General features: G+C 67.9%; 20 protein-coding genes and 2 pseudogenes. 8 read left to right on the top strand and 14 right to left on the bottom strand.

Going from position 1 to position 21,235, the window contains the following annotated elements:
* Positions 1-107: 107 nt before the first annotated feature.
* Positions 108-1,093: pseudogene (locus WH07_RS38750) on the top strand (helix-turn-helix transcriptional regulator); the annotation flags it as partial.
* 1,042 nt (positions 1,094-2,135) lie between these two features.
* On the opposite strand, the gene WH07_RS08605 reads toward WH07_RS38750, so the two are convergent.
* The 11 genes and pseudogenes from WH07_RS08605 to WH07_RS36150 form a co-directional block, all read right to left on the bottom strand.
* Entirely contained in the window at positions 2,136-2,510 is a 375-nt protein-coding gene (locus WH07_RS08605) for a hypothetical protein (protein ID WP_046497403.1), read from the bottom strand.
* A 32-nt stretch (positions 2,511-2,542) separates the two neighbouring features.
* Positions 2,543-3,307 carry a hypothetical protein gene (locus WH07_RS08600; RefSeq protein WP_157877298.1) on the bottom strand — a complete coding sequence of 255 codons (765 nt, stop codon included), beginning with the start codon at positions 3,305-3,307 and terminating at the stop codon, positions 2,543-2,545.
* Complete coding sequence (locus WH07_RS08595) at positions 3,304-5,334, bottom strand: hypothetical protein (protein ID WP_046497398.1); 2,031 nt, start codon at positions 5,332-5,334, stop codon at positions 3,304-3,306. The genes WH07_RS08600 and WH07_RS08595 overlap by 4 nt, the downstream gene beginning before the upstream one ends.
* Entirely contained in the window at positions 5,331-6,149 is an 819-nt protein-coding gene (locus WH07_RS08590) for a hypothetical protein (protein ID WP_046497396.1), read from the bottom strand. Before WH07_RS08590 ends, WH07_RS08595 begins: the two co-directional genes overlap by 4 nt.
* Before the next feature lie 116 nt (positions 6,150-6,265).
* The gene (locus WH07_RS08585) at positions 6,266-6,925 is read right to left on the bottom strand and encodes a Crp/Fnr family transcriptional regulator (RefSeq protein ID WP_046497394.1); all 660 of its coding nucleotides are present in this window, start codon (positions 6,923-6,925) and stop codon (positions 6,266-6,268) included.
* 38 nt (positions 6,926-6,963) lie between these two features.
* Entirely contained in the window at positions 6,964-7,401 is a 438-nt protein-coding gene (locus tag WH07_RS08580) for a Pycsar system effector family protein (RefSeq protein ID WP_157877296.1), read from the bottom strand.
* Positions 7,402-7,945: 544 nt separating this feature from the next.
* Entirely contained in the window at positions 7,946-8,182 is a 237-nt protein-coding gene (locus WH07_RS08575) for a hypothetical protein (protein WP_046497388.1), read from the bottom strand.
* A gap of 7 nt (positions 8,183-8,189) precedes the next feature.
* Entirely contained in the window at positions 8,190-8,354 is a 165-nt protein-coding gene (locus WH07_RS42110; RefSeq protein ID WP_408645819.1) for a DUF5959 family protein, read from the bottom strand.
* The gene (locus WH07_RS08570) at positions 8,299-8,610 is read right to left on the bottom strand and encodes a DUF5959 family protein (RefSeq protein WP_157877294.1); all 312 of its coding nucleotides are present in this window, start codon (positions 8,608-8,610) and stop codon (positions 8,299-8,301) included. Before WH07_RS08570 ends, WH07_RS42110 begins: the two co-directional genes overlap by 56 nt.
* 291 nt (positions 8,611-8,901) lie before the next feature.
* Positions 8,902-9,045, bottom strand: a pseudogene (locus tag WH07_RS42310) (IS256 family transposase); the annotation flags it as partial.
* A gap of 265 nt (positions 9,046-9,310) precedes the next feature.
* Positions 9,311-11,050 (bottom strand): alpha/beta fold hydrolase, encoded by a 1,740-nt coding sequence (locus WH07_RS36150; protein ID WP_052744297.1) that lies wholly within the window; start codon positions 11,048-11,050, stop codon positions 9,311-9,313.
* Positions 11,051-11,239: 189 nt separating this feature from the next.
* Between WH07_RS36150 and WH07_RS08560 the strand changes: the two genes are divergently transcribed.
* Positions 11,240-12,655, top strand: coding sequence for a vWA domain-containing protein (locus WH07_RS08560; RefSeq protein ID WP_046497383.1), 1,416 nt, complete (start codon positions 11,240-11,242; stop codon positions 12,653-12,655).
* Between the two features lie 239 nt (positions 12,656-12,894).
* Here WH07_RS08560 and WH07_RS08555 read toward each other — a convergent pair whose 3' ends face one another.
* A complete protein-coding gene (locus WH07_RS08555) occupies positions 12,895-13,338 on the bottom strand; it encodes a hypothetical protein (RefSeq protein WP_157877292.1) in 444 nt (147 codons plus the stop codon).
* A 293-nt stretch (positions 13,339-13,631) separates the two neighbouring features.
* Positions 13,632-14,000 (bottom strand): hypothetical protein, encoded by a 369-nt coding sequence (locus tag WH07_RS39625; protein ID WP_157877290.1) that lies wholly within the window; start codon positions 13,998-14,000, stop codon positions 13,632-13,634.
* A gap of 977 nt (positions 14,001-14,977) precedes the next feature.
* On the opposite strand from WH07_RS39625, the gene WH07_RS08550 reads away from it, so the two are divergent.
* The 4 genes from WH07_RS08550 (at position 14,978) to WH07_RS36140 (ending at position 18,702) form a co-directional block, all read left to right on the top strand.
* Entirely contained in the window at positions 14,978-15,721 is a 744-nt protein-coding gene (locus tag WH07_RS08550; protein ID WP_157877288.1) for a hypothetical protein, read from the top strand.
* Between the two features lie 691 nt (positions 15,722-16,412).
* Positions 16,413-16,748: a hypothetical protein gene (locus tag WH07_RS39620; protein ID WP_157877286.1), complete on the top strand. Its 336-nt coding sequence runs from the start codon at positions 16,413-16,415 to the stop codon at positions 16,746-16,748.
* Positions 16,749-17,466: 718 nt separating this feature from the next.
* Complete coding sequence (locus WH07_RS37260) at positions 17,467-18,219, top strand: aldehyde dehydrogenase family protein (RefSeq protein ID WP_079023071.1); 753 nt, start codon at positions 17,467-17,469, stop codon at positions 18,217-18,219.
* A gap of 24 nt (positions 18,220-18,243) precedes the next feature.
* Positions 18,244-18,702 (top strand): aldehyde dehydrogenase family protein, encoded by a 459-nt coding sequence (locus WH07_RS36140; RefSeq protein ID WP_079023070.1) that lies wholly within the window; start codon positions 18,244-18,246, stop codon positions 18,700-18,702.
* 161 nt (positions 18,703-18,863) lie between these two features.
* Here the strand turns inward: WH07_RS36140 and WH07_RS41725 are convergent, their stop codons facing one another.
* Positions 18,864-19,076, bottom strand: coding sequence for an ATP-binding protein (locus WH07_RS41725; protein ID WP_269801358.1), 213 nt, complete (start codon positions 19,074-19,076; stop codon positions 18,864-18,866).
* A 294-nt stretch (positions 19,077-19,370) separates the two neighbouring features.
* Between WH07_RS41725 and WH07_RS39615 the strand changes: the two genes are divergently transcribed.
* Positions 19,371-19,811: a hypothetical protein gene (locus tag WH07_RS39615; protein ID WP_157877284.1), complete on the top strand. Its 441-nt coding sequence runs from the start codon at positions 19,371-19,373 to the stop codon at positions 19,809-19,811.
* A 118-nt stretch (positions 19,812-19,929) separates the two neighbouring features.
* Positions 19,930-21,213: an IS701 family transposase gene (locus tag WH07_RS08530; RefSeq protein ID WP_079023069.1), complete on the top strand. Its 1,284-nt coding sequence runs from the start codon at positions 19,930-19,932 to the stop codon at positions 21,211-21,213.
* The last annotated feature ends 22 nt before the right edge of the window (positions 21,214-21,235 follow it).

Here is a 21,235-nt window from a genome sequence, read left to right as displayed (position 1 = left end):
GGACACGAAGTGCATGGATCTTCTCCCTGGGGGATCGGCGCTTGTGACCGCACGCTACGACCATTACCGGGCGGAACCCGCCCGGTACATACAGGAGACTTCCGGGTATGCCCCGCCCTCTTGCGCGTGTCCTGACCCTGCTGGAGCTTCTTCAGTCGGGTGGCGTCCGGACCGTGTCCGAACTCGCCGGCCGAGTGAACGTCGACGAACGCACCGTACGGCGCTACGCACAACAGCTCGTCGACCTCGACGTGCCCGTCGAGTCGGTGCGCGGCCGCTACGGTGGCTACCGGGTCGCTCCCGGTTACCGCATGCCTCCACTCATGCTGAGCGACGACGAAGCGCTGGCCGTGCTCCTCGGTCTGGTCGCCGGTCGGCAATCGGGCCTGACGGCGGCCGCGGATACGGCGAGTGAGACGGCGTCGGCCAAGATCCGGCGAGTGCTGCCCGAGCGGCTGCGCCGCAGGCTCGATGCTGTGCTCGGCTCGCTCGCCTTCACGGATCCGCCGGACGGGGCAAGCGTTGCCCCTGAACCCGTGGTCCTCCTCCCGATTGCCGATGCGGTGCGCCATCACCGGCCCGTCTCGATCCGGTACACCGCCGCGACGGCCGGTGCAGTGAGCGCACTGTGCACCCGTACGGGGTCGTCGCGCACTCGGGCAGGTGGTACGTGACGGCTGTGGATCTGCCGGCGGGTGAGGACCGGATCTTCAGACTGGATCGCATCACCGGTGTGAGGACTCTGTCCGGGTCGTTCGAACCACCTCTGGGAATTGATCCGGCGGAGCGAGTCCTGACAGGGCTTGCCACGGTTCCCTACCGGTATGAGGTGATCCTGCGGATCCAGGGGACGGTCGAGCAGATCCGAGCCCGGCTGCCCGCGAGCGTCGCGATTGTGACGGAACTGCCTGCCGCGGGCGGCGCAGACCCGGTGACGGAGCGCTGGTGGCGTGTGGAACTGCGTGTGGACCGGCTCGACTGGCTGCCTGCCGCACTTGCCTCCCTGGACTGCCCCTTCGCCATCGAACGCCCGGATGAACTCGGCAGCCTCGTCGAAGTATTCGCCGAACGGCTCGCGGACTCGGCCCGGCGAAGGCTGCCTCCATATGCCGAAGAGCCAGTCCACCGCCGAGCGGACCGCCCGTCTGGCGATCCGGAGCGGGCCAAGTGCACGGGGGCCCTACGCCGTGCTGTGAGCCGCGACACGCAGGGTGCTCCGCGTGTCCTGCGGTTCCTGGCTGAGCGCTCGGGGAACCTCTGCCACCTGGTCGGCGGGATCGTGGCTGCCTGCGCGCACAGTGGGCAGCGGACCTTGCTGCTGGAGGAAGCCGAGGACTACTGGCGGTGGACCATGAGCGGCGTGTTCGGCTGCCGCGGCCGGGGCCGTCACAGGCAGACCGGGCCGGCCGCGCCGCCGGAGCCGACGGCCAGGGCTTTGTGGGTCTCGGCAGACGGTTCCGGCCTTCTGATATGCGGCACCTGTACGGGAGATCCCCCCGGCACAGGAGAATGGCGCGGCTGGCCCCGCACGGTTCGCAGTCCGCTCACGCCAGCGGTGGCCGACGGCCTCCGTAGGCATTCCGTCACGAGGAGCACTCACACCATGGCCGCAAGAAGGGGCCGGTGTCGTGCGCGTTCGGTAACCCCCGCGGCAGGCACAGGAGAGCCCCGGCTGGACGGGGGAGGCCAGCCGGGGCCGTTTGGTGGTGGCGTGCGGAGGGCGGTCGCCTCTCGGCGGAGGGCTCCATGGGGCTTCAGCCGGACGATCGTCCCCATGGGCTGTAGGTGAGGCCCGGGGACACTGTCCCCTCCGCAGCCACGTACAGTAGAACGGCGAACTGCATGTGTCTGTTCCCCTGTTGGCGCCCGCGGGCGTGTGAACTGCGACACGCTGCCCCGGCCCCGACCCTGGCACGGGGACGGAAGCGGGGGAGTCTCTGCTCGGCCGGGTGATGCTGCCGGATCAGCGGAACCCTGTCCTCGACCGTCTGCCGCATCCCGGGCATGGGCGTACTACCCCCATGCATGGAGGGCGCCGCCGAGCTGCGCCGGGCTCTGCTCGTCGGTGGCCGTCGCTTTGAAGGGCGCCCTGTCGCCTGCCGTGTTGGTCGGCGCAATGCATGTGCAGAGGATTGCTAGGGATGCTCGCGGGTCTGCGACCAGAGAGGCGGCGTCGCGCCGTTCTGTTCGTGAGGGATCTGTGGGCAGCCCCAGTCGGGGACGTGGAGGCCTGTGCTGTGGATGAGGCTGGCGTCGAGTTGGAGGAGCTGGATGGGGGAGCGTCCGTGTCTGCGTAGCCATCTGAGGCGGCGTTGCTGTTCGGCTTGGCTCAGTGTGGGCCAGTGGTCGTAGTGGATGCCGGGGGCGGTGTTGGGGTTCTCGCGGGTCCAGGCGCGCACGAGGGCGGTTTCGTCCGGTGCGTTGTGCAGGGTGATCAGGGCCCAGGCGGTGTGGTAGGCGAGCGTCGGGCCGTGCTGGGCCATGAGTCGGCGGGTGCGCAGCTGACGCACGGGGGCTAGGAGCCAGCGTGCGGTGTGGAGGTTCATGCCGGTGTGCTCCCGGGATCATGAGGGCGGTGCCGGAGGGCGGCGGCGGTGGCCAGGCGCTGGTGACCGAGGGCCGTGAGAGTCTGGACGAGGGCCTGGATGAAGACCTCGCGCTGCTGCGGGGTGTGCAGGGTGTTGACGAGGTCGTCGGTGAAGCGCCGGATGTCACCGCGCAGGTCGTCGTCCTGGGTCGCCTGCGGCGCGGGCAGTCCCTCCAGCGCCTGGGCAAGGCCTGCGAGGTCGTTGAAGCGGTCGGGGAACTGGGCCATCCACCACACGCGGCGTAGGTCCGGGTCGGCAAGCACCCGCTGCAGCTGGGCCAGGCGGTGCAGCTCCTTACCGTGTTCGAGGTCTGCGGCCTGCTGCTGGCGGGCATGTTCCTCGGCCAGGGCACGGTCCGCGGCCGCGACGCTCAGCTCGGCCGTGCCGCTGGTCTCCAGGCCGGGCATAGGGCAACCACGCTGTGTCAGGGATGAGTTGGCGGCGTCCTGAGCCACTCCGAGATCCAGGACGGAGTGCTGGCACAGGATTCCTGTGGCCTGCCGGCGCAGGTGCTCGCGCGCTGGTACCGCCATGTCGCCCCGGCCCGTGTCACTGGGATGCGTCCACCGCCAGCTCCCGGTGATGCGGACGGTGAAGCACACACTGCTGATGCGGCTGGCCATCCGCTCGTCGCTCAGCACGAGCGGATAAGCCGTACCCGCGCCTGCCGCATCCGGTGCGGGCTGGGCGGGTCTGCCGCGCCGGCGCAGCATGCTCACGCCGTCACGGCGGCGCCGTTACCGCCGGACGGTGCCACGGCGCTGGGGTCGGCAGGGGAGGCCGCCTCCGAGATGAGCTGGGTGAGGAGCTGTGCGCGCCGGGCCCGTCCCAGCTCGGAGCTGTCGGGCGAGCCCACTAGCAGGCCGGACGGGCCTTCCTGGCCCACGTATCCGCGCATCACCTGTGCCGCCAGAGGTAGGACCTGGGGGTCCTCGAGTTTGGGCGAGTCCAGCCAGGCCGCCAGATGCCGGTACGCCGCCTGCGCTGCCGTGGGCTCCTGCAAGGCCGCGCGCCAGCCGCGGACGAACAGCTGACCGGCCAGCACATCGGGAGCGTCGACGGCCTCGCCGGTGCTCTCCTGGTCTGCTGGCAGCGGCAGGAGAACGTCGCTGGTGATGTCGGTCAGGGCCAAAAAGGTGCTTGCTCCGGCCTTTCGAATGGTGCTGTCAGTGGATTCGGCCCACTCCACGATCTCCGACAGCACCAGGACGCGTTGCTCGGGAGTGCTTGCCAGGGTGCGTACCGCGTCGGCGACGGCGTCGCGGGCTTGGTCGTCATCGCGGGAGGCCAGCAGCCGCAGCCGGGTCAGGGCGACCCGGGGATACCGCTGGCCCAACTCGCCCGCACAGATCGCGGCCACTGCGGCGATCAGCTGTTCGCCGGTTGTCTTCTGCTGGGCCCAGTCGTACAGCTGCTTGCGGACGGCGACCCCGGCCACCGGGTGGAGTGCCATGGTCTCCAGAATGTGGATGGCAAGCTGACGGTGCGCTACCCGATCGGTCTCGATCCACCGCCTGGCCACCGACAGCACGGTGGATCCGCCGGGCAGCAGGGACAGCGGCACCAGGCAGTCGGCGATGCGCTGCAGATGACGAACGGCGATCTTGTTGGGTGCGCTGATCTGGGAGGCCCACTCCAGCAGCACGGGCCGCAGCTGTGGCCGCTGCCGCCACACGTACTTCAGCGCGGCCCCGGACAGCCCACGTTGCTTCTGCTCCAGGGAGATTCCCTCGTCATCCGTGTACGAGGCGTCGATCTCGTCCAGCCGCTTGTCCAGGTCACGGCCGGACAGCGCACCACCACGCGGCAGCTCACCACCGACTTCCGTGAACAGCTGGTCCGCGGCCCCCAGTACGACGGCGGCCGGAGCTCCGTCCAGTAGGGCGGCCGCGATCAGCAGTGCGCGCTCCTGCAGGTCTCCCGGCGCGGAGTGTCGCTCGAACCAGGTTTCCAGATGCTTCTGCCAGTCGGTGAACTGCTTGCCGACTGCGGACTGGTCGTCGTCCTTGGCCTCGGCGATGAGCCGGGCCAGCCGGGCGCCGTCGGATGCCGGCGCCGCCGGGGCGAGCAGGTCGTTGAGCGGATCGTGCGTCAGCCAGTCCATCCGACCGGCAGCGAGGTGGCGCAGATGGGCCTCGGCGACCTCTGCGGCCGAGGGGCGTGCGAGGTGCACGGTGGGCACGGTCGACAGGGTCCTTGGGTTCCAGCCGTTCGAATCAGCCAGGATGACCAGAACGGCATCGGCGGCCTGTGCCTGCTTCTGGTAGTCGGCAAGTCCGGTGTAGAAGTCCTCCGGCAACACCTGATAGCCAGTCAGGTCCAGGATGAATGCGCGTCCCCCGGTGTGGGGGATCTGCTCGGTGCGAGGCTGGTCCCAGTCCAGGATCAGCCAGCTGATTTGCTTCCTGGGCACCCCCGCCTTGCGTAGTGCGTGCAGCGCGGCAGTGCGCCGTCCCGTGCCTGCCTCCCCGCACAGCACCAGGACGTGGCTCTTGCGGTAGGGGCGGCTGAGCATACTGACGGCCTGTGCCACCTGGCCGGATCCCTGCGGGCCGGGGGGATCGACGAACGCGTGCCCCGCGAGGTCCAGTTCACTGTCGTCCACACTGGCGCTGCGCAGGTACTGCCAGCCCCGGACGTACTGGTGGTGGTGCTCTTCGTAGTCGCCAGCGACCTGAGTTACCTGTGCCTGGCCGGACGCTTCGATCTGCTGCTGCACCGTCCCGGTGCCCTCGGCGTCGGTCATGACTGCTCCTGACCGGGAATGTAGTCGCGGCCGACCTGGATCAGCCGGGCCCTGCCGCTGGCCTTGCCCTTCTGGCGTACGGTATCGCCGCGCTTGTCGGCGATGGTGTTCTTCGTGCTGCGCTGAGCGGCGTGGCTGGGTCGGCCGTCGGGCACGGCGTCGCTGTCGTGGGTGAGGTAGGGGGTGAGCACCGAAGGCACCAGCCCGGGGACGAAGAGCCAGCAGGTCTGCTCGAAGCCCGGCTTGCCCTCGACGTGGGCGGTGGCCCGGTGGAAGTGCTGCTCCTTGAGAGCCGAGGTGCGGCCTGCGGCGACCGCGCGGCCATAGGCGGTGTCCGAGATCACGGCAGCCAGCAGCACTCCGTGGTCCACCGCTGCGGTCATGGCCCGGCGGGCCGCGTCGCTGTCGACCAGCCGACAGGCGTCGTTGGCCGCATCCCCCCGGTGGTCCGGCGGCGCCAGTGGACCGACGTGCACGCTGGCCCGCAGCCGGATCGTTGGCGCGCTGGCCAGCCGGGTCTGCTCGCGCCGCTCGAGTGCCTGACCGAGGAGGACGAGGAGCGGGTCGATCAGGCGTGCCGCGTGCCGGGCCGGCAGCACGAAGATGGCGCCGTCTCCGCGGTCCTTGACGGCGCCGAGCGGCGTCGCGTCGCCGATCCCGCACTGAGCGAACACCGTCGTCAGCATGCTGTCCAGATCGGCCCGCGCGGGCGCCATCTTCGCTTCGGGGAGCTGGCTGTACTCCTTCATGTCGACGGTCAACAGAGCATGTTCCGGCGGCACATCGGCGACATCGGACGGGATGAGAGAGGGCATGGGGCAGCAGCCTTTCCATCGAGTTGGGGAACTACCCGAGTGGGTGTCCTGCCTCATGCTGGACGCGCCCGGGCGTCGGCGGTGCCCAGTGCTGGGCACCGGGCCGGTGCGGTCGGTCACGTCTGGGCGTGGGCGTGTGACTGGATCGATGTGATGTCGCGGATGATGAGTCCGCCGGCGGCCTCCGTGGCGAGCCATCCCTGCTCGCGCCACGGTTTCAGGGCCGCTCCCACGGCGTTGCGGGACGCGCCGATCAGCTGTGACAGGTCCAGCTGCGTCAGCCGCACGAGGTATTCCGCACCGCCCGCCGACGCGGCCTGGAGCAGCCGTGCGAGCGCCGAGGCCAGGCGCACGGGCACGGCCGAAGTGGCCATCTCCAGGCGTACGGTCTCCGCTTCACGTACGCGCGCGATGGCGTGACGCAGCAGCGCGGCCTGCAGATCGTGGCGGTCGACAAAGGCCAGGAAGTCAGGAGTGGGAACGATGTGCACCCGGCAGTCCTCCGCGGCGATGACCGACGCGGTCCGTGGCTGATTGTCCAACACCGCCAGCTCGCCCAGCAGTTCACCTGCCCCGCGTACCGCCAGCAGCGTCCGTTCGCCATGCGATCCGGTGAGCGTGATCAAGGTGGATCCGGAGACCAGCAAGATGACGTGGGTACCCGGATCCCCCTGCCGTAACAGCACGCTCCTGGCCGGACGCACACGAACCGGAGCCAGCTGACACAACTGCGACCAAAGATCGTCACCGATGACCGAGACATGCGGCTGATACATACACCCCCCGAATGTGATGCCCATCCACCACGATATTCTCAAGAAGTGATGTATACGCTCAATAAGCCAATTCCGGCCATCCCCAGGGCAGTTGCCGTGAGATCGACTGCCCACTTCACCGCACGGAATTTCCGCTGAGCCAAGCCGGCGAACAACACCAGCCGCTCTGCCTCCACCAGCACACACTGGCCAGAACCCATCGCCGAGAAGATCGCTACGACCTCCTCAGCCCCGTCCTGCTCCGGGACAGACCCTGCGAATGTTCTGAACCCACCGCGGCGCGGTAGCACAGGGCGGATCGCAGACAGGGCAACGACGAGCGCCACGCCAAGAAGGACCGCAGCAGACGCCAGAGCAGCCACCGGCAGCCAACAGGACCTCGGCACGGTCGACAACGCCGCAGCGTCCACCGCCAGCAGACCGCCCGTCACACCGCACAACGTCGTTGCCTTCGTATCCGACCGCTGCACCTCCACGAACATCTCCGCCGCTGCATCACCGAGCCGCTGGCAACCCGGGCGGTCAGCCGGAGTGGAGCCCTCACCCGCCTCAGGCACGTTGCTCCTTCATTGGGTCCTCGTTTCTGCACCGCCGTGTCCGTGCACCTCACCGTGCAGGAACCACGTCGAGGCCTGGGCACAGTGCAGGGCACCACACATGCCGAACACGTCACAGTGCGACCGCTTCCGGCGCAGCCCCGGCGCCTGGCGGGTCGCGGACGACGGGAGGGCGAGCCTGATGGCAGGCAAGAGGGGAACAGGGCGGGGGAGGCCAACGGCCTGCGCGGCGACGTGCTGTGGGTGCTCGGAGTGCTCAGGGTCGCCACGGCCGACCAGATCCGGCGGCTGTACACCGCACCTGACCTACCGGCACACAGCCAACGGAGACACCGGCCAAGCGGAACGAAGCCCGTTCCGCCTCTCACCGTGGCGCGGCCAACAACCTGCCTGGCGTGAGATTCGACGGCCATCGACCGGGGCTGAAGTGGTGCGTCGGCCAGCCGCGCAGTCGAGTGACGCCTTATCGGCGGTGCTCCCGGCCGCGACTGCTGACGTCGGCGGCGTAGGCGGCGAGGTCGTTGTAGCCCTCGGTGGTCGCGACAGCGATGTGCTTGAAATGGATCTTGGTCGCGAGGACGCCGCCGGGGCGGTAGGCCATCTCCAGCGCGAGGGTGTGACGTAGCTGGTGCAGTGTCCAGCCGTCGCCCGAGCCGAACAGCAGGCAGTCGGCTGACGAACAGGCCGAGTAGCACTGCACAGGATGGTCAGCCAGAGAACAACTGCCGCACCTCCCCAAGACGCGCACGCTGATCATCGATCCAGCCAGTCGCCGGAAAGAGAGGCACGCTGACCGTCACCTGTGACGACGGACCGTCATGGGCTGACTCCGCGATCACACCAGGGCTCACCGGTTTGATCTTGAACTGCACCGTCCGTCCCAAGTTCAGCCACGACACGAACCGATTCCCCGCGAGCGCCCCCCAGAGCCTGTTCCCAGTCATCGAGGTCATCGGACGTCACATGGACGGGGAAGCTGCCTTTGACTGTCTCGGTCTCCGCAACGAACTCGCAGTCCAAGAAGTCCCTGCCGGGGGACGGCACCTCCAGCACCCGCAGCGAGACAACGTGACCGCTCGTCCCTGGCGGATCGGCCAGATAAATCAGCTCGCCCAGCTCGTCTTCCACCGCAGCCCTCTCCACCGGCCTCGAAAGTTCTCCGTTGCCATCTACGAAGCCACCCAATACTCCAGCAGCGTTTGTCCATTTGTGCTGGTCGGAGAGCCTGTTCGGAGTGTAGTGGCCTGATGGCTCGTCAGGACGGCGGTGGTTCGTGACTCAACCGGTCGGGGCACGTGCGGCGTGGGTAGTGGCAGGTGCGGGCGATGGCTTGATGGTGTCGTCGCCAGTTCGACCATTGGAGTCTCTGCTCTGAGCGTGAGGGTCGCGTTGGTCGTGCCTTGGGGGCGCGGCCTCCCCGGGGCGATCGAGGAGGTGACCGCGTTCGAAGCGGGCTCCGGTGCGGACGAGGGCAACGAGGTGGGTTGCGTTCACGGCTCGCCAGGAAACCTGGGCGGATTCGACGGGCTTGAACACCATCGCGCGGGCGGGCGGTGCAGGCCCAGGCGCCGCAGGGCATGACCAAGCCATTCGACGTCCTGGTCAACGGGCTACCGGGCGCGGGCAAAGCAACCCCGGCCCGCGCCCTGTCGCGTCGCCTTGGACTGCCGCTGTTCAGCGAGACGCCACCAAGGGGGTCCACGCCGACGTGCTGGGCATCGAACCGCCCGGTTGGCCACGGCCCGCTGGAACGCGGCACTTGGCGCAGCGGCCAGCGAGGCCATGTGGACACTGCTGGCAGAAGCGCCGGAAAGCGTCCTCCGTGTGTCTAGGGCGGCGGTGGTGGTCTGAGGGGCTCGCTGGTGGAAGCCTCGCGCAGGAGCCGCTGGAGGGTGCTGAAGGTTCGCTCATTGCTCAGGATAGTGAAGTGGTTGCCTGGTAGGGCGGCTGCATCGGGGAAGCTGCTTCGGGCGGAAGCGGCCGAGACCACCCCGTCCTCCTCGCCTGCATAGACAGAGAAGGGGATGGGGCAGCTGCTCTCGGTGACGGCATGGGCATTGATGATGTGCTGGAGTACGACTGAGCGAGTGTCGTTCACCGGCTCGTCGAAGGGGCGGAGCGCAATCTCCTGCCGATTGCCGAGGGAGAGTTTTTTGCGCAGGACGAGAGCAAGGTCGGAACCCTGGTTGGGGCAGGCAAGCAGGACGACCCTGCGGATGCGGGCCAAGTCGGTCCCGCGCCTGCGGGCTAGCATGCGGGCGAGGAAGCGCTGGATGACGAGGCCCCCCATGCTGTGGCCCACCAGGACCAAGCGCTGGAAGTCCGCAGCCTCGGTCTCCAGGTAGGACATGAGGCTGTCGGCGATGGTGTCCAGGGACGGCAGCACGCGCAGGGCGCCGCTCAGGCTCAGGGGCTTCTTCAGGCTCAACGGCTTGTTGCCGAACAGACCGGTCGCGTACTCGAAAGGGGGTTGCGGCTCCAGATCGGCCAAGTCCTCGGTCCGGGCCAGAGAGGCACGCACGTCCTTCCATGTGGCGGCCGACGAAGTGATCCCGTGGACGAACACCACTCCCAACGGCTCAGCGTTTTCTGCGTTGACCGAACTTCCGTAGGCCGTAGTGGGCGAGGTGCTGTGCGGTGTGGCGTGGACCAGCGGCTTCGATGGCGTCGTCAGCGCCGAGGGTGAAGCTGACGTGATATCGGTGTCTTCCGCATCGTCAGCGGGGGCAAGGTAGTCGAGCATGGCGCTCAGCAGGTGCGGCAATTCGTCGTGTACCTGTACGGCTGCGAACAGCCGGGCGTCCGGATCGGCGGTCCAGTGCCACTCGCGCAGATAGCCCCGCATGGGATCGTCCGCCCCGAGTTCGGAGGCACAGTCGAACATCAACTGCGCCGCGGCGGGCCAGTTGGCGGGGGCGGTGGCCACCAATCGGCCTGGCTCGCCGAGGGGTTCGGCACCCAGGAGGCAGGTCATGACGGCCACACCGGACTGCCTCAGCTCCCGGCACCTCTTCCTGAGTCTGGCCGCGCCGTCCGGTTCGGACGGCTCCCCATCGGTGATGATGCAGAGCATGGACTGCCCGCCTCGGCCGGCGGCCGAGGCCAGCGTCGGCACGGCGATGTCCAGGGCCTCTGCCATCGGGGTGGTGGGGCCGAGCATCTGCCACCGCCTCGCCGACAGCCGGGTCTTGACCTGCGGCCATTCCCGCACCAGCGCGTCCATTCCTATGACCGCGTCCGATGGGTCCTCGGAGGCGGTGAGCATGCTGCGGATCCGTCCGTCGCCGGCCGCCGGGGTGGCCGCCCCACGAAACGGTCGGAAGCCGAACCCGAGTGTCAGCACCTTCAGTTGGTCCTGCCGAGGAGCGTGGGGATTTGCCTGCAGCGCGCTGGCCCTGCCGACGGCCTCGTCCAATGCGGTCCGTACCGTTTCCAGCCGGGATCTCCGCTTTCCGCCGCCGGTGTCGAGCACCGGGTGCATCATGGAAAAGGAGACATCAACCAGCAACCCCAAGAACGAGGCCCCCAGGCCCTCGCCTTCGGCGAGATCGGAACTGTTCCCTGCCATCGGCTCCGTCCTGAAGCGATCGGTTCATCCGGCGTGGCCGGGTGCAGCCGCACTGCCGGAAAGGTCGTTCATCGGATGAGACTGTGGCACAGGCGAAAGCCAGGCGAAACCGTACCAGCAACGCTGGCTGCGCAGCCTGAGCCGTCGGTATCGCCTCCGGCGTTGCCCGAGCCAGCATCCCCTTCCCCTGTGCTGCTCGGGGTGGTACTCGACGTCTCCGGCTCTATGCAGCTGAGTGCGAACGCGCCGGGGACGGACGGGACGTCACGTCTCCATCAACTCCACAAGAGCCTCCAGGAACTGCTGTTGGAGGACTGGTCCTCGCAGGCCGCCGGATATCAGCGCGAGAGTGCCACCAGAGTCGACGTGTTCGTGTACGCCTTCGGACTCCGCCACGGCGGCGGAGGCGGAGCACTGAGCTCCCTCTTCCACAACGTGATCGACGGGGCGGCCTCCGGCGCTCTCACCCGATTGCTGCAGCACGGCGTCGTGGACGGCGCCACCAGGGGCTGGCACAGCCGGTCCGGAAACTCGGTCGCGCCTGCGGCCTGCGACGTACTCTCACTACTCACCCTGCTGAACGCAACGTCCGAAGAGCGGCCAGCGGGCCCGGACCGCCCCGCTACCCCGGCCGCTACGCGGGTTCCCTCCGGGAGCGACCCGGACCTGGCGGAACTACGCCAACTGGCCGCCGAGTACGGTCGTGAGGGCTGGGAGCAGGTTGCCTCCGTCTACCTCACCCAACCCGGCCAAGTAGCCACCATCGTCCACCGCCTGCGCCGGCACCCCGACCTCGCCGCCACACTGGCCAGGCTGACACCCGCCCTGACACCGGACCAACTCCAACTGGTCCTCACGCACTTACAAGCCGACAACCCCATGGAGTCAGTGAAGGCACTGCACGGGGCCGCCGGGGACATCGGCATGGTCTCCGCTCTCGGGCAGGCCGGCCAGATGATGAGGCACGTCGCACACCTTCGACTGGTCCGCGAAGCACTGCTCCAGTTGGCAGCGCCGGGCAAGGTGGCCCCCGAGGAGATCCTCACCACGTTGCGGACGACCGTGATGCCGCTGCTCTTCGAGGCGGTGGTCGAAGTCGGAGACACGACACTTCCGTTGGATCACGCCCTGCGCCTGGCGGAGGGCGCCGGGCGCGGCAACGCCACGTTGCTGGAGGACCTCATCTACGGCGGCACGCCGATGCGGCAGGCACTCTACACCGCCGCAGAACGCTTCCACCGCGAACTCTCCCATGCGTCCGAGGGAACCCGTCCCGTACTGCTGATGGTCACCGACGGCTGGAGCTCGGACGGCGACCCGGCCCTCGGATTCAGGTGGTTGGACATCCCCGGTCTCACCACGGTGATCTGTTACCTGTCGGACGACGATCTCGACAGCGGTCTCGCGCTGCACGCGCAGGCTGACGACTCCTGGTCCACCGCGGCCCGCTCCCTCTTCGCCCACGCGTCCCTGGTGGAACCGGACGCGCCCCTTGCTCACGCTCTCCGGGAGGCCGGATGGACCGTCGAGACAGACGCCCGCTACTTCTTCCAAGGCAACCACCCCGAACTGGTGGCCAAGCTGGTCAAAGCGGTTGCCCGCTGACCTCGAAGGCCCCGGCTCTTACCCTGCCGATGCGGAAATGGCGGGGCGTCCGACCTGCTGAATGGTGTTCAAGCCGCAAAGTCCGCCCATGCCCGGTGGCGCGCGGGGCGGACAGCGGCTGTTTGCGTGCATGATCTCCGTGACTGGCGAGTAGTTTTCCCGCTCAAGGTGGAAGGCAGGATTGGAGATCCGGCCAGTGTGAGGGCTGTCCGTAATCAGTGGCGGATTAGCGTCCGCAGTCAGACACTGTGCATTGTGAAGTGGAGGGACGTCCTCGTACTGGGCGTATTTGGGCGTTCCGGTAACGCTGCGAGGAGTGCCGGGGCAAAGCCAGCGGTCCGTGCCCGCCCCGGGTCGTCAACGCTCGCCTTTGAGACTGTGCTGCCGCGATTGGCGATCGTGGCGAAGCCGTAGCGCTCGATGATGGCTGGCTGGGCGCATGCCGTGGAGTTGCCGACGAAGGCGTCGATCAGGTCGGCGTCGGGGGTGGCGCCACCGGTCAGCCTGGCGGTTGGGACGACGTTGTAGACGTCACGGTTGAAGGGGAAGGCAGCGTTTAGCCTGCCGGCGATGCGCGGCGCGACGCCGTTCACACGGGTGAGGGCCGTGACACCATGCCGGTCTGTGGTGACGCCAGCTGTCTGGGCGATGGGGTACGGGGCAATGTGGCCGGGGTCGGTCAAGGCGGTGCCGTCGTTCGGCTGCGCCGTGCCCGTTGACGCAGGCACCGACTTGGGCCTCGGTGACACCGATCTTCTCCAGGAAGAAGGTCCGGGTGCCGGAGGTGGCCTGCGGCAGCAGCGGCTTCAGCGTGATGAGCACGGGACCGCTCGACGTCTGGTAGGTGCGCGTGAGCGCCGAGGGAACGCAGTGGTAGATGTGGGTGAGCTGGGCGGTGGTGAGGCCCACGCCGTCGTTGAGGGCGCTGCTCGACCGGACGACGGTGGTCACCGCGTCCTTGGCGAACGGTTCCAGGTCAGCCGGGTCGCGGAGGTGTCGGCCGGGCCCCGGGAGGAGCGGGCGGAGTCGATGCAGCCTGTGCTGTTGGGATGGCGTTCCAAAGCGCGTCGACACCGGCCGAGGAGCCGTTGGGCCGCGGGATCACGCAGCCGACCGCGCGCGACTTGACGACCGAGGCGCCCGTCGCGTCGCACGACGCGATGAGCTGATTGTCCGGGGTGTTGTTCGGGGCTGGGATGACCTCGCCCAGGCCGATAAGCACGTCCTGGGCGGTGTCGGAGCCCACGCCGACGATCTGGCGGAACTCAGGCGTTTCGGCCGACGCCGGGGCCGTGCACAGGCTCAGACCGAGAGTGGCGACGCCGGCAGCGGCGGCCATGCGCATACGAAGCTTGACATTCACTTCTGTTCTCTTCCGTGAACACGGATGGCGAGGAATAGACGGTCAAGCGGAATCCGAACTACGTTGCAGACGAGCCGTCGGCCGACACCGTCAACATTTACTTGTGCTCCTGCCGGAGAGCCCCCAACTCCGTTGGGTGAAAGGGTTACGGAGGGCGGAAGGCCGCTTGCGGCGAGGGTCCCTCGGAAGTCCTCGCCGCCGTACAGCGACTCGCAACGCATCTCGCCGGGACGGGCGCGAGCTGATAGATCTCGGTGCCGCGATCGGCGCGCTGGTCACCGCCTTCACGAGACCCTCTTCCGGGTCGGCAGTCACTTCGACGACTGGGAGAGGCTCCAGAACCGGGTGCTCAAGACAGCCGTGCGCAGCGGCGACCGGCACAGCACCGCGAAGATCCACCGTTGCCTCGGCGAACTCACCGCCATCCTCGACCGCTATCCGGAAGCATTGATCCACTTCGAGCAGACCCTGTCCCTCGCCGAGGGCCAGGGGCCCAACAGCGCGCGCGTTCGGGCATCGGGAACAGCAGGCCGGAAGAGGCGATGCTGCGCGGGACGTGAGGGGAAGGGAGACAGGCATAACCCGCCCGATGCCTGTGGGTGCCCTGCTTCAGGTACCCCCGCTCCCGCCCGGCCCTTGCGGGTGGCCGGACGGGAGGACGGTTCAGCCCGCTGCCCTTTCTACCTGGCACGGGAGCGGGCTTCGGATGGAAGGCCGACACCAAGGTGGTTAAAGGACAAGACAAGAAGCTGTGCCTGAACTCTCTATTTCGGGTGGTTCGCCGTCCTGGCGCGGAGAGGAGGCAAACGGAGCGGGCGTTCGCGTGGGCGGCGTTGTCCGGTTGCGGGGTACTCGAGGTAGGCAGCGACGCGCGGTTCTGGAATGCTGTGCCTATGCCTGAGGGGGGATCTGAGCCAGGTCGTGGGGGCAATCACGAGGCCCGTCGTAGGTACACAGCCTTGGCAATTACCGTGGTCGCGGTCTTGGCCGCGGTTGTACATTTGCTGTGGCCGGACGTCGGTCTTGACGCGGTCACGTTGACGTTGCTGGTGATCGCGGTCGTTCCGTGGTTGGGAGGGATCTTCGACAGCATTACCCTGCCTGGCGGCGCAGGCGTACAGTTCCGGCAGCTCACCGCGCGGGTGGAGGAGGCCGAGACGGCCACGGCCCGCGTGGAACGGGCGGTGGAGGCAGTCGCCGACACCTCGCAGGTTGCTTTGACCGCCGCACAGGAACGCACCTCGGGTGAGCTAGGTGAGGATCCGGGGAAGACGGTGAACCGGCTCGCCGGCGACTATTTGGACCTGCGGCGGTCTATGCCCTCAGGCCGGGAGCGCACTCGTCTGATGCAGCAGGTATTCGGGGAACTCGTCCGGGAGACGACGCGCATCCCCGACCCGCCGCTGACCGTCTGGCTGGAGTCGGAGAACGGTGGGCTGCGGCTGGCGGCCTACACGCGCCTTTTCCTGAATCCGGATCCCCGCTATCTGGACGCGCTGCTCGACGCCGTCCTCATGGATGACCTCGCTTTCAACGTGAGCCGGGGGATCCGGGCGCTGGAGAACGTCGTCGACGTTGTCGGTCCAGCGCAGATCAGCGTGGGAACAGTCCACCGACTCCGTACCTACCTCGGAGAACTGCCGGAAGGGAATCGAAAGGGGCATCTACTGCGCCTCCTGGACCGCTTTTCCGGGCTGACCTGAGCCGTCGGGCCGCCGACGCCAGCGTCGGGGTTGCTGCTTGTGCCGAGCGTCTGCGGGCGAGGCGGCGGGTCATGAGGGTGATCGCGGCCCGAACGGCGGCGCCTGGCAGGCCCGGGCGGTGCGTCGGTGGCTGGGCAGGCGGCCACGGCAGGTCAGCCATGCTGAGACGCTTGCGGAGTAGCCCTGATGTCGGGCAAGTTCCGTGCCATAGCTCTGAGCGGCAGCGCGTACTTTCCGGCCCGAAGCGCGCCGACGGATCTCCATGTCTCCATGACGGTGGGGATGGTCTCGCCGGCTCGTGGGACAGAGTGGTGCCGGAGGGTTGGGTGGTCTCCGCCCGTCGTCGCTTCGGCCGTCAGGGCGCCAGTCTTCTCCGAGGGGCGGGCCGTCGCATTCTCACTCTGGTTGAAACGCGACGGCTGTTGTGCCGCTTCGGGGGCGTCGGGGAAGGTGCCTGCACGTTCCAGAGGCATCACTGGTGCTCTGGATGTTATGGGTTTGCCGGGTTGGGGGATACACCTTATTCCTTGCCCGGCAGGCGCTGATGGTGCGTATAGATCGGCGCAGGGCGGCACCTACGTGATTCATACTGTGCGTTTGCAGCTTCGGGGAGAGCATGGTCATGCAGTACTGCGCTGGGAGTGCCCGAGCGGTTGGGCGGGCAGCGGCCGGTGTCGTTGTCGCTGTCCTGTTGAGCAGTTGTTCGTCGGGCGATCCGGCGCAGGCCAAGGAGCTGCAACGGGATTACTGCGCCAAGCTGGGGGTTTGGCAAAATGCCACGAGAACCAGTGTTGTGGACGCCGATGCCGATGAGGGACAGGGTGTTCAGTCGCCCGGGTTCGACAACGCCGAATCAGCAGGGCAGGAGGTCATTGACGCTTCGGAAAGGCTTGACCGGGCAGGCCTTGAACATGCTGACACTCGCATCCTCGATGACACCGCCAACGCGGTCCGTGGTGACGGCGAGGCTGTGGGCAGAGCGGTGTCCTACTGCGATAGCGCGGGCTTCGAGACTTTGGTTGGCTAGGCTCTGACCGGGATGTTCGCCGGGTTGGTGGCTGTGGGTTCAATGATGAGTCGACGCCGAGCCGCGTCGCTCCCTGGCCCGCATGTACGCGGCCCTGATCGGAGAGGTCGACGGCGTACGCCTCCTCAGCGGGGTGACCGTCGAGCAGGCTCGCGCCCCGCAGACCGACGACCTCACCGCCCCGGCACCACTCGACCAACTGCCCGCGCCCCACCCGCTGCGCTTCGGACTAGGCTACGAACTCCACCGCAACGCCGAGCCATGCTCGGCCCCGGCTCGTTCGGCCACTCGGGCGCTGGTGGACGCCTTGCTTTCGCCCACTCCGAACGCCAGACCGCCGTCGGCTACCTCTGCACACGCATGGCCTGGGACTACCAGGCCGGTCCCGACATACGCTGGCTGTCCTGGACAAGCGCCCTGGAAAACTCCCTCGCCTGTCTCGAACATTGGTGAACCCACCCTGCAATCGGAGTTGACGGAATGTCTCCCTCCGCCGCCCCACGACGACCACCGCTCCTCTCGCCGAGATCGACCGGATCTTCCACCTGCAGAAGAACGCCTACCCGCCGGGACACGCACCGTCCTTCGCCGACCGCGTGGACAGCCTTGACCGCGTAGAGCGACTGCTCAAGACCCACTGGGTCGCGCTTGTCGACATGCTGGTGGAGGACTTCGGCCACCGCAGCCGCGATCAGATCCTCTCCTCAGCGCCGACATCATGCCGCCGCTGCTCCATCCGCGGCACGTCAAACGCCCTCTCAAGCGCTGGATGCGGCCCCGGCGCCGCTTCTCTGGCGCCCTCGTCCTGATCGGGGTGCGCAACTGCCTCGTCTACGAGCCCCTCGGCGTGGTCGGCATCATGTCACCGTTCAACGCGCCGGTCAGCCTCGCCTTCGACCCAGCGATCGAGGCTCTCGCCGCCGGCAACAGTGTGATCATCAAGCCGTCCGAGTCGACGCCACGTCTCACGGCCCTGTTCAAGGAACTCGTCGCCGAGAGCTTCGACGAGAGGGGCCCGGCGGTTGTCGAGGGCGACGCCCAGGTCTCTGCGCACGTCGCCGCGCTGCCCTGGGACAAGTTCCTCTTCACTGGTGGCACCGAGATCGGTCGCAAGGTTCTCGCCGCCGCGGCGCCTCATCTCACGCCGGTCATCCTCGAACTCGGCGGCGAAGGCCCCGCGTTCATCCTGCTGGATTCCGACATCGACGCCATGGGCTCCAAGATCGCCCAAGGCCGGCTCGGCAACGGCGGACAGGTCTGTCTCGCCGTCGACTGCGCCCTGGTGCCGGAGGAAGCGCTGGAGCCTCGACGCCGTACTGCGCAAGAACAACGAGGATTTCCCCATCCTGCACGGCAATCCCGAGGCCTGCGCCATGATCGACCAGCGGGCCTACGACCGGGGCAGCGCCCTCATCGACGGGGCGCGTGCACAGGGCTTCCGTGTCATCCAGCCCGACATCTACGCCGATGAGCCCCCACCAGCACCACCCGCCAGCTGCCGCTGACCATCGTCGTCAACCCCGACGAGAGCCTGTGGCTGCACCAGACGGAAGTCTTCGGCCACGTGCTGTCCGTCGACACCTACCGGACCCTCGACGAGGCCATCAACATCGTCAACACCAAGGACAAACCGCTCGGCCTCTACATCTTCGGACACGACCGGCGCGCGGTGGACACCATTGTCCGGCGCACGTCCAGCGGGGGCGTCTCTGTGAACGAACTCGCCCTGCACGCCCTGTCCAACAGCATGGGCTTCGGTGGCGTGGGCCCCAGCGGCATGGGCCGTTACAAGGGCGGCGAGATCGGCTTCGAGGCCTTTAGCAACCCCCAGTCGGTGCTCTACCAGAGCCGCCTCATGGCCCGTCTCGGCGCCAACGCCGTTCCGCAGTGGAAGAACGACCGCTCGCGCAAGGCGGTGCTGCGGATGATCGGTCTGCGTGACCCGCAGCACTGACCAGGGCCCGCGTGTCCGGGCGGGATGCGAGAGGGGGCCGAATACGGTCGGAAACCACACCGGGTGAGAGGGCCGAACGTCCTGCCCCTGAACCGGATGCTCGGCCAACTCTATTGCTGCCTACAGGAGCATTGGGCGCGAGAGCGACGAGCCAGGCCCGCCTAAGCATAGGAGTCGCCGGTGAGCGTGAGGACCTCTGCGTGGTGGACCAGGCGGTCGATCATCGCGGCCGCGACGACGTCGTCCGAGAAGGTCTCTCCCCAGAGCCCGAAGGACAGGTTCGAGGCCACCATCGCGGAGCCCTGCTCGTAGCGCGAGGCTATGAGCTGGAAGAACAGGTTCGCAGCGTTCTGGTCGAACGGGATGTAGCCCACCTCGTCGACGATGATCAACTTATAGCGGCGGATCTTTTCAGCTCCGCCTCCAGCCGGCCGGAGTGGTGGGCCTCGGCGAGGCGGGAGATCCAGTTGCTGGCGGTGTTGAACATGACCGAGCAGCCCATGTGGGCGGCCTTGCCCCCAGCCATGGCCAGGTATGTCTTCTCGCTGATCCAAACGAAACCGCCTAGTACTCCAGTGTGACTTTGCGATCTTGTTGGTCTGCGGTGGGGCTACGGGGGCGACGGCGAGCTGGGAGTCTCACGGTGCAGCGGTCGGTAGGGTCAGGTCATGGACACCGACGAGAGTGGCTCTGCCAACGTGGCACCTGCTCTGAACTGGCAGGATGCGTCGACGTTGCGATGGGTCGAGCGGCCTGACGACGTCGACGCGGCCTTCAACCGGGGTGAGCCCCCCGTCGGTGTGGCTGTGATCGCTCTGGCGTTGAACCACGACGAAGCAGATGTGATCTTGCCGCAGGTTGCTCGGGCGATGGCGGCTGATGATCCGGAGATCCGCCGCCAGGGCGTTGTCGCCCTGGCCCACGTAGCCCGGCTGCACCGTTGCGTGGATCAGCGATGTCTCAATCTGCTGCGTGGCTTCCCTCGCGGTAACGAAGCCGACGATGACCTGTGGTCTTTCGTGGACCATCGGCTGCTGCCGTGGTGGCTTTGGCGCCATCACGCCAGTCGGCGATTGCTCTGGCTGCTCCGTGACAGATGGCGGGGCTGAGATGCGGTCCGATGGCGGAAACGGAACGGCCACCGCGTGATCATCAAGGGTTGTGTGGACTCATGATGATCGTGCGGTGGCCGCGAGCCACAGCATAGACGCCGCCCGATGGCGGGCGATGTTCGACCAGGCGATGGCGAGAATCGCGGGCAGGTTCCGCCGGGTCGAGCCCCGGGTGACGGCCCGTGCCTACCTGTTCGGGCTGCTCTCCGCCGTCGAGCGGAAGAACTGCTGGCAGCTGGCCGAACAGGCCGGCCACACCCGTCCCGGGCCGATGCAGCGGCTGCTGCGAACCGCACGCTGGAACGCTGATGACGTCCGCGACGACGTCCGTGCCTACGTCGTCGAGCACCTGGGCGCCGACGACGGCGTGCTGATCGTCGATGAGACCGGGTTCTTGAAGAAGGGCCACGGTTCGGCGGGCGTCCAGCGGCAGTACACCGGCACGGCCGGACGGATCGAAAACAGCCAGGTCGGCGTGTTCCTCGCCTACGCCTCCCACCACGGGCGGGCCCTGATCGATCGCCGGCTCTACCTTCCCGAGCAGGCCTGGTGCGAGGACGCCGAGCGTCGCACCCGCGCGGGCGTCCCCGACCAGGCGGAGTTCGCGACCAAGCCCACTCTGGCCGGGCAGATGATCGCGGCAGCACTGGATGCGGGGGTCACCGCCTCGTGGGCGACCGGCGACGAGGCCTACGGCCAAGACCCGGTTCTACGAGCCCTGTTGGAGTCCCGCGGGATCGGCTACGTCCTGGCCGTCGCCTGCAGCACCCGGGTGCGGATCAACCACGGGCGCACTCCCGTCCGAGCGGACAACGTCGCTGACCACCTGCCCGATGCCGCCTGGCACCGGCAAAGCGCCGGAACCGGGGCGAAGGGGCCCCGCTACTACGACTGGGCCTGGATCGAGACCGACACGGACGGCCACCGGCACCTGCTGATCCGCCGGAACCCCACCAGCGGCGAACTCGCCTTCTACCTCTGCTGGTCCCCGCAACGGGTGCCGCTATCGGAGCTGGTTCGAGTCGCAGGCACGAGGTGGTGCATCGAAGAGTGCTTCCAGGCGGCGAAGGGCCAGGTCGGCCTGGACCACTACCAGGTCCGCCACTGGACCGCCTGGCACAGGCACATCACCCTGGCCATGCTCGCGCTGGCCTTCCTCACCGTTCTGGCCGCCGACGCGACACCATCAAGACCCGCCCAGCCGAACCGTCCCGCACGCAGCGGCGACCCCATCGACCTGACCGTCCCTGAGATCCGCCACCTGCTCGGGGCCCTGCTCAACCCGCCCAGAACCACCCCGAGCATGTTGCTGGCCTGGTCAGCCTGGCGTCGGCAGCACCAGGCCACAGCCCGTCGCAGCCACTACCAGCGCCGACTTTCCGCTCCCTCCACCGCATAGATCACGAAGACGCACTGGAGTA

It is taken from the genome of Streptomyces odonnellii (genome assembly GCF_000981895.1).
Taxonomy (GTDB): domain Bacteria; phylum Actinomycetota; class Actinomycetes; order Streptomycetales; family Streptomycetaceae; genus Streptomyces; species Streptomyces odonnellii.
The sequence above is the reverse complement of the archived record's forward strand: the minus strand, read 5'-3'. Positions and strand labels throughout refer to the sequence as shown.